General features: G+C 61.5%; 4 protein-coding genes. All 4 read left to right on the forward strand.

Annotated elements, in window-relative coordinates:
- Nucleotides 1–1,889, forward strand: a 1,889-nt coding sequence (uvrB, locus tag RDM88_RS11200) for an excinuclease ABC subunit UvrB (protein WP_308754920.1), incomplete at its 5' end; no start/stop codon positions are given.
- A gap of 19 nt (nucleotides 1,890–1,908) precedes the next feature.
- The gene (gene uvrA / locus RDM88_RS11205) at nucleotides 1,909–4,725 is read left to right on the forward strand and encodes an excinuclease ABC subunit UvrA (RefSeq protein WP_308754921.1); all 2,817 of its coding nucleotides are present in this window, start codon (nucleotides 1,909–1,911) and stop codon (nucleotides 4,723–4,725) included.
- Between the two features lie 111 nt (nucleotides 4,726–4,836).
- Nucleotides 4,837–4,995 (forward strand): rubredoxin, encoded by a 159-nt coding sequence (rd, locus tag RDM88_RS11210; RefSeq protein WP_308754922.1) that lies wholly within the window; start codon nucleotides 4,837–4,839, stop codon nucleotides 4,993–4,995.
- Nucleotides 4,996–5,060: 65 nt separating this feature from the next.
- On the forward strand, nucleotides 5,061–6,126 hold a 1,066-nt coding region (locus RDM88_RS11215; RefSeq protein ID WP_308754923.1), incomplete at its 3' end, for an FprA family A-type flavoprotein.

Below are 6,126 nucleotides of genomic sequence, written 5' to 3' on the forward strand. Positions count from 1 at the left end.
GCGTCACCGGCTCGGGCAAGACGTTCACGATGGCAAACGTCATCGCGAACCTCAACCGCCCGACGCTCGTTTTGGCGCACAACAAGACGCTGGCCGCGCAGCTGTGCAGCGAGTTCCGGGAATTTTTCCCGCACAACGCGGTGGAGTACTTTGTCTCCTACTACGACTACTACCAGCCGGAGGCCTATATCGCCCACACGGACACCTATATTGAAAAGGACTCGGCGATCAACGATGAGATCGAGAAGCTCCGCCACTCGGCGACCGCCTCGCTCGGCGAACGGCGGGACGTGATCATTGTGTCGAGCGTCTCCTGCATCTACACGCTGGGCGACCCGATCGACTACCACAGCATGGTCATCTCGCTGCGCACGGGGATGCGCAGGGAGCGGGACGAGCTCATCAAAAAGCTGGTGGAAATCCAGTATGAGCGCAACGATATCAATTTCGTGCGCAACAAATTCCGGGTCCGCGGCGACGTCGTGGAGATTTTCCCTGTCTATTCGGGTGATACCGCCGTGCGCGTCGAGTTCTTCGGGGATGAGATCGACCGCATCACCGAGATCAACACGCTGACCGGGGAGGTCAAAAACGTCGTCAGCCACGTAGCGATCTACCCGGCCTCCCACTACATCGTGCCGCCCGAGAAGATGGCAGCCGCGATCGATGAAATCCGCCGCGAAGCCGACGAGCGGGTCGCGTGGTTCAAGGAGCGCGGCAAGCTGATCGAGGCGCAGCGGATCGCCGAACGGACCAACTACGACATCGAGATGATGCAGGAGATCGGCTTCTGCAAGGGGATTGAGAACTATTCCCGCGTCATTTCGGGCCGCGCGCCGGGCAGCACGCCCTATACGCTGCTCGACTACTTCCCGAAGGATTTCCTGCTCTTCGTGGACGAGAGCCACGTCACGCTGCCGCAGGTGCGCGGCATGTACGGCGGCGACCGCTCGCGCAAGCAGAGCCTGATCGAGTACGGCTTCCGGCTGCCGTCGGCGCTCGACAACCGGCCTCTCAACTTCGATGAGTTCTACCAGAAGCTCAACCAGGTCGTCTTCGTCTCGGCCACGCCGGGCGAGTTCGAGCGCCAGAAGAGCGCCGAAATCGTCGAGCAGGTCATCCGCCCGACGGGGCTCTGCGACCCCGAGATCGAGGTGCGGCCGGTCGAGGGACAGATCGACGACCTGCTCTCGGAGATCAACCTGCGTGCCCAGAAGGGGGAGCGGGTGCTCGTCACCACCCTCACCAAGAAGATGGCGGAGGATTTGACCGCCTACATGGAGAACATGGGGGTGCGCATCCGCTACATGCACCACGACATCGACACGATCGAGCGTATGGAGATCATCCGCGACCTGCGCCTGGGCGAGTTTGACGTGCTGGTGGGCATCAACCTGCTGCGCGAGGGCCTCGACATCCCGGAGGTATCGCTCGTGGCGATCCTCGACGCGGACAAGGAGGGATTCCTGCGCAGCGAGACCTCCCTCGTGCAGACGGTCGGCCGCGCCGCGCGGAATTCCGAGGGCAGGGTCATCATGTACGCGGACAGCGTCACCGAGTCGATGGAGAACGCCATCCGCGAGACCTACCGCCGCCGGGAAATCCAGATGGCCTACAATAAGGAACACCACATCACGCCGCAGACGATCAAAAAGGACGTGCGCGACATCCTCGAAATCTCAACGAGGGACGAGGTCGAGGGCAAAAAGGGCAGGCGCGGAAAGAAGCTCAGCCACAAGGAGCGGGAGGCGCTCATCTCCAAGCTGACGCTCGAGATGAAGAACGCGGCGAAGATCCTCGAGTTTGAGCACGCGGCTTACTTGCGGGACAAGATCGCAAAGCTCAAGGCGGAGGACGAACGCGCCCGCCCCAGCAGGCTGCCAAAATAAAGGGAACGGAAGATAGACTATGGCTTTGGATAAAATCGTTATCAAGGGTGCCCGGGAGCACAACCTCAAGAATATCGACATTGAAATCCCACGCGACAAGCTGATTGTCTTTACAGGGCTTTCCGGCTCGGGCAAGTCGTCGCTCGCGTTCGACACGATCTACGCGGACGGCCAGAGGCGGTATGTCGAGAGCCTGTCGAGCTACGCGCGCATGTTTCTGGGGCAGATGGAGAAGCCGGACGTCGACAGCATCGAGGGGCTCAGCCCCGCGATCTCGATCGACCAGAAGACCACCTCCAAGAACCCCCGTTCGACGGTCGGCACCGTCACGGAGATCTACGACTACCTGCGCCTGCTCTACGCGCGCATCGGCGTTCCGCACTGCCCCGTCTGCGGCCGGCCGATCGAACAGCAGACGGTCGACCAGATGGTCGACCGGGTGCTTTCGCTGCCCGAGGGGACGCGGGTGCAAGTGCTCGCGCCCACCGTGCGCGGGCGCAAGGGGGAGCATATCAAGGAATTTGACGCCGCGCGGCGTTCGGGCTATGTCCGCGTGCGGGTGGACGGCAACCTCTACGACCTCTCGGAGGAGATCAAGCTCGAAAAGAACAAGAAGCACACGATCGAGGTGGTCGTCGACCGGCTCGTGATCAAGGAGGCGGTCCGCTCCCGCCTGGCCGATTCGCTCGAAACGGCGATCGGGCTGACGGGCGGCATCGCGATCGTCGACGCGGACGGGGAGGAGATGACCTTCTCCTCCAACTACGCCTGCCCCGACCACGACATCAGCATCGAGGAGCTCACCCCGCGCATGTTTTCCTTCAACGCCCCCTACGGCGCCTGTGAGAAGTGCACCGGCCTGGGCACCTTTCTCAAGGTCGACCCCGAGCTCGTCATTCCCAACAAGCGCCTGACCATCCGGGAGGGCGCGATCCGTGCCTCCGGCTGGTACTACGCCGAGGGCGGCATCGCGCAGATGTATTACGAGGGGCTCGCCGCCCACTACGGCTTTTCCCTCGACGTGCCGGTGAAAGACCTGCCGAAGCAGGCGGTGGAGATCCTGCTCTACGGGACCAAGGGGGAGAAGATCCTCATGCACCGCGAGGGCGGGTCAATGAAGGGCTCCTATTACACCGATTTTGAGGGAATCGTCAACAACCTCGAGCGCCGCTTCCGCGAGACGAATTCCGCCTGGATGCGCGAGGAGATCACCTCTTGGATGAACAGCGTCGAGTGCCCCGTCTGCCATGGAGACCGCCTGAACAAGACGGTGCTCGCGGTGACGGTCGGCGGACTCAACATCAGCGAGTTCTGCAGGCTGTCAGTCGTGGGCGCGCTCGACTTCCTCGACCGCCTTGAGCTCACCCCGCGCGAGCAGATGATCTCCGAGCTCGTGATCAAGGAAATCCGCGAACGGCTGGGCTTCCTGCGCAGCGTCGGCCTGGAATACCTGACGCTGGCGCGCTCGGCCGGAACCCTCTCGGGCGGCGAAAGCCAGCGCATCCGGCTCGCGACCCAGATCGGCTCGTCGCTCATGGGGGTGCTCTACATCCTCGACGAGCCGTCGATCGGCCTGCACCAGCGGGACAACGACAAGCTGATCGCCACCCTCAAGCGGCTGCGCGACCTCGGCAACACGCTGATTGTCGTCGAGCACGACGAGGACACGATGTACGCCGCCGACTACATCGTCGACATCGGACCCGGAGCGGGGATACACGGCGGCGAGGTGGTCTGCGCGGGCACGGTGGACGAGATCAAGGCCTGCCCCCGGTCGATCACCGGGCAGTATCTGTCGGGCGCCAAGAGGATCGGAGTGCCCGAAAAGCGCCGAAGGGGCAGCGGGAAGAGCCTCAAAATTGTCGGAGCGGCGGAAAACAACCTCAAGGGGATCGACGTGGAAATCCCGCTCGGGATTTTTACGGTGGTGACGGGCGTTTCCGGTTCGGGAAAGAGCTCGCTGATCAACGAGGTGCTCTTCAAGCGCCTGACCCGGGAGCTCACCAACCCGCGCGTCAAGCCGGGCAGGCATGAGGACATCCTCGGCATGGAGAACGTCGACAAGGTGATCGACATCAACCAGTCGCCGATCGGGCGCACCCCGCGCTCCAACCCGGCGACCTATACCGGCGTGTTCACCGACATCCGCGAAATTTTCGCGCAGACGGCCGACGCCAAGATGCGCGGCTACAAGTCCAGCCGTTTCTCCTTCAACGTCAAGGGCGGCCGGTGCGAGGCGTGCGAGGGCGACGGCATCGTGCGCATCGAGATGCACTTCCTCGCCGACATCTACGTGCCCTGCGAGGTGTGCAAGGGCCGCCGCTACAACCGTGAGACGCTCGAGGTGAAATACAAGGGCAAGTCGATCTACGACGTGCTCGAGATGACGGTAGAGGAGGCGCTCGAGTTCTTCAAAAACGTGCCCAAGATCGCGCGCAAGCTCCAGACCCTCTACGACGTGGGCCTCGGCTACGTCAAGGTCGGCCAGCCGGCGACGACGCTTTCGGGCGGCGAGGCCCAGCGGGTCAAGCTCGCGACCGAGCTCTCCAAGCGGCCGACCGGGCGCACCGTCTACATCCTTGACGAGCCGACGACCGGCCTGCACACCGCCGACGTGCACAAGCTGATCGACGTTTTGCAGGCGCTGGTGGACGCGGGGAATACCGTCATCACAATTGAGCATAATTTAGAGGTAATCAAAACCGCCGACCACATCATCGACCTCGGCCCCGAGGGGGGAGACGCGGGCGGGATGATCGTCGCGGCCGGCACGCCGGAGGAAATCTGCAAGGTTCCGGAGTCCTATACGGGGCAATATCTAAAAAAAATGTTATAATTTTATCAGAATTTGTGCGGTTTGGGGCTTTACAAATAGTACACTAATATGGTATATTTGTGGCGGAAACAGCGTGAACCGCTGAAAATGGGAATAAAGGAGTTTTGTGACATGAAAAAGTATGTTTGCAGCGTCTGCGGGTTCGTCTATGATGAGGAGAAGGGCTATCCCGAGGAGGGCATTACGCCCGGAACCAAGTGGGAGGACGTCCCGGCCGATTTTGTCTGCCCGCTCTGCGGCGTCGGTAAGGAACAGTTTGAAGCGGAATAAGGAAAGACGCGTGACCATTTGACCTGTCAAATGGTCACCTCGTTTGTATACAGGAGGAAAGCAAGATGGCAGCAGTGAAAGTTACCGACCGCATCTACTCCGTCGGCATCCTGAACCCCAACATGCGGGTGTTCGATATCGTCATGACGACCGACTACGGCACGTCCTACAACTCCTACCTGGTCAAGGGGGACAAAAAGAACGTCCTGATCGAGGCGTGCCACAAGACCTATTTTAAGCAGTACCTGGCTAATCTCCGCGAGGTGATCGACCCCGAAAAGATCGATTACGTGGTCCTCAACCACAACGAGCCCGACCACTCCGGCAGCCTCGCGCAGCTGCTTGAATACATCCCCAACGCGACGATCATCGCGTCTAAGGCGGGGAGCATCTACCTGAAAAACATCACGAACCGCGGCGATCTTTCGGTGCAGGCCGCCAAGGACGGCGACGTGATCGATCTCGGCGGCGCCACGCTGCGCTTCATCAGCGCGCCCTTCCTCCACTGGCCCGATTCGATGTTCACCTGGGTGGAGGAGGAGAAGGCGCTCTTCTCCTGCGATTTCCTCGGCGCGCACTACTGCGAGCCCTACACCTTCGACTACAATATGGCCTATCCCTCCAAGTATGAGGCGGCCTTCAAAAACTACTACGACGCGATCTTCGGACCCTTTAAGCCCTATGTGCTCGCGGGACTTGAAAAGATCAAGGATCTGCCGGTGGAGCTCTGCTGCAACAGCCACGGTCCCGTCCTGACCAAAGGCGGCCGCCTCGAGTACGCGAAGGAGCGGTACGCCGAGTGGAGCCAGCCGCAGAAGAACGAGCGCCTGACGGTGCCCGTCTTCTACACCTCCGCCTACGGCAATACCCGCAAGGTTGCCTCCGCGATCCGGGAGGGGATTCTCGAGGCGAAGCCGGACGCGGCGGTCGAATGCTACGACATCATCGAACACGACATGGGAAAGCTTGCCGCGCTGCTCAATTCGTCCGACGCGTTCGCGCTCGGCAGCCCGACGATCAACGGCGACGCGGTGCCGCCCTCCTGGATGCTGCTGGCCCACGTCGACGCGGTCAACAACAAGAAAAAGCCGGTGCTCGTCTTCGGCTCCTACGGCTGGAGCGGCGAGGCGG

It is taken from the genome of uncultured Anaerotruncus sp. (genome assembly GCF_902490045.1).
Classification (GTDB): Bacteria; Bacillota; Clostridia; order Oscillospirales; family Ruminococcaceae; genus Anaerotruncus.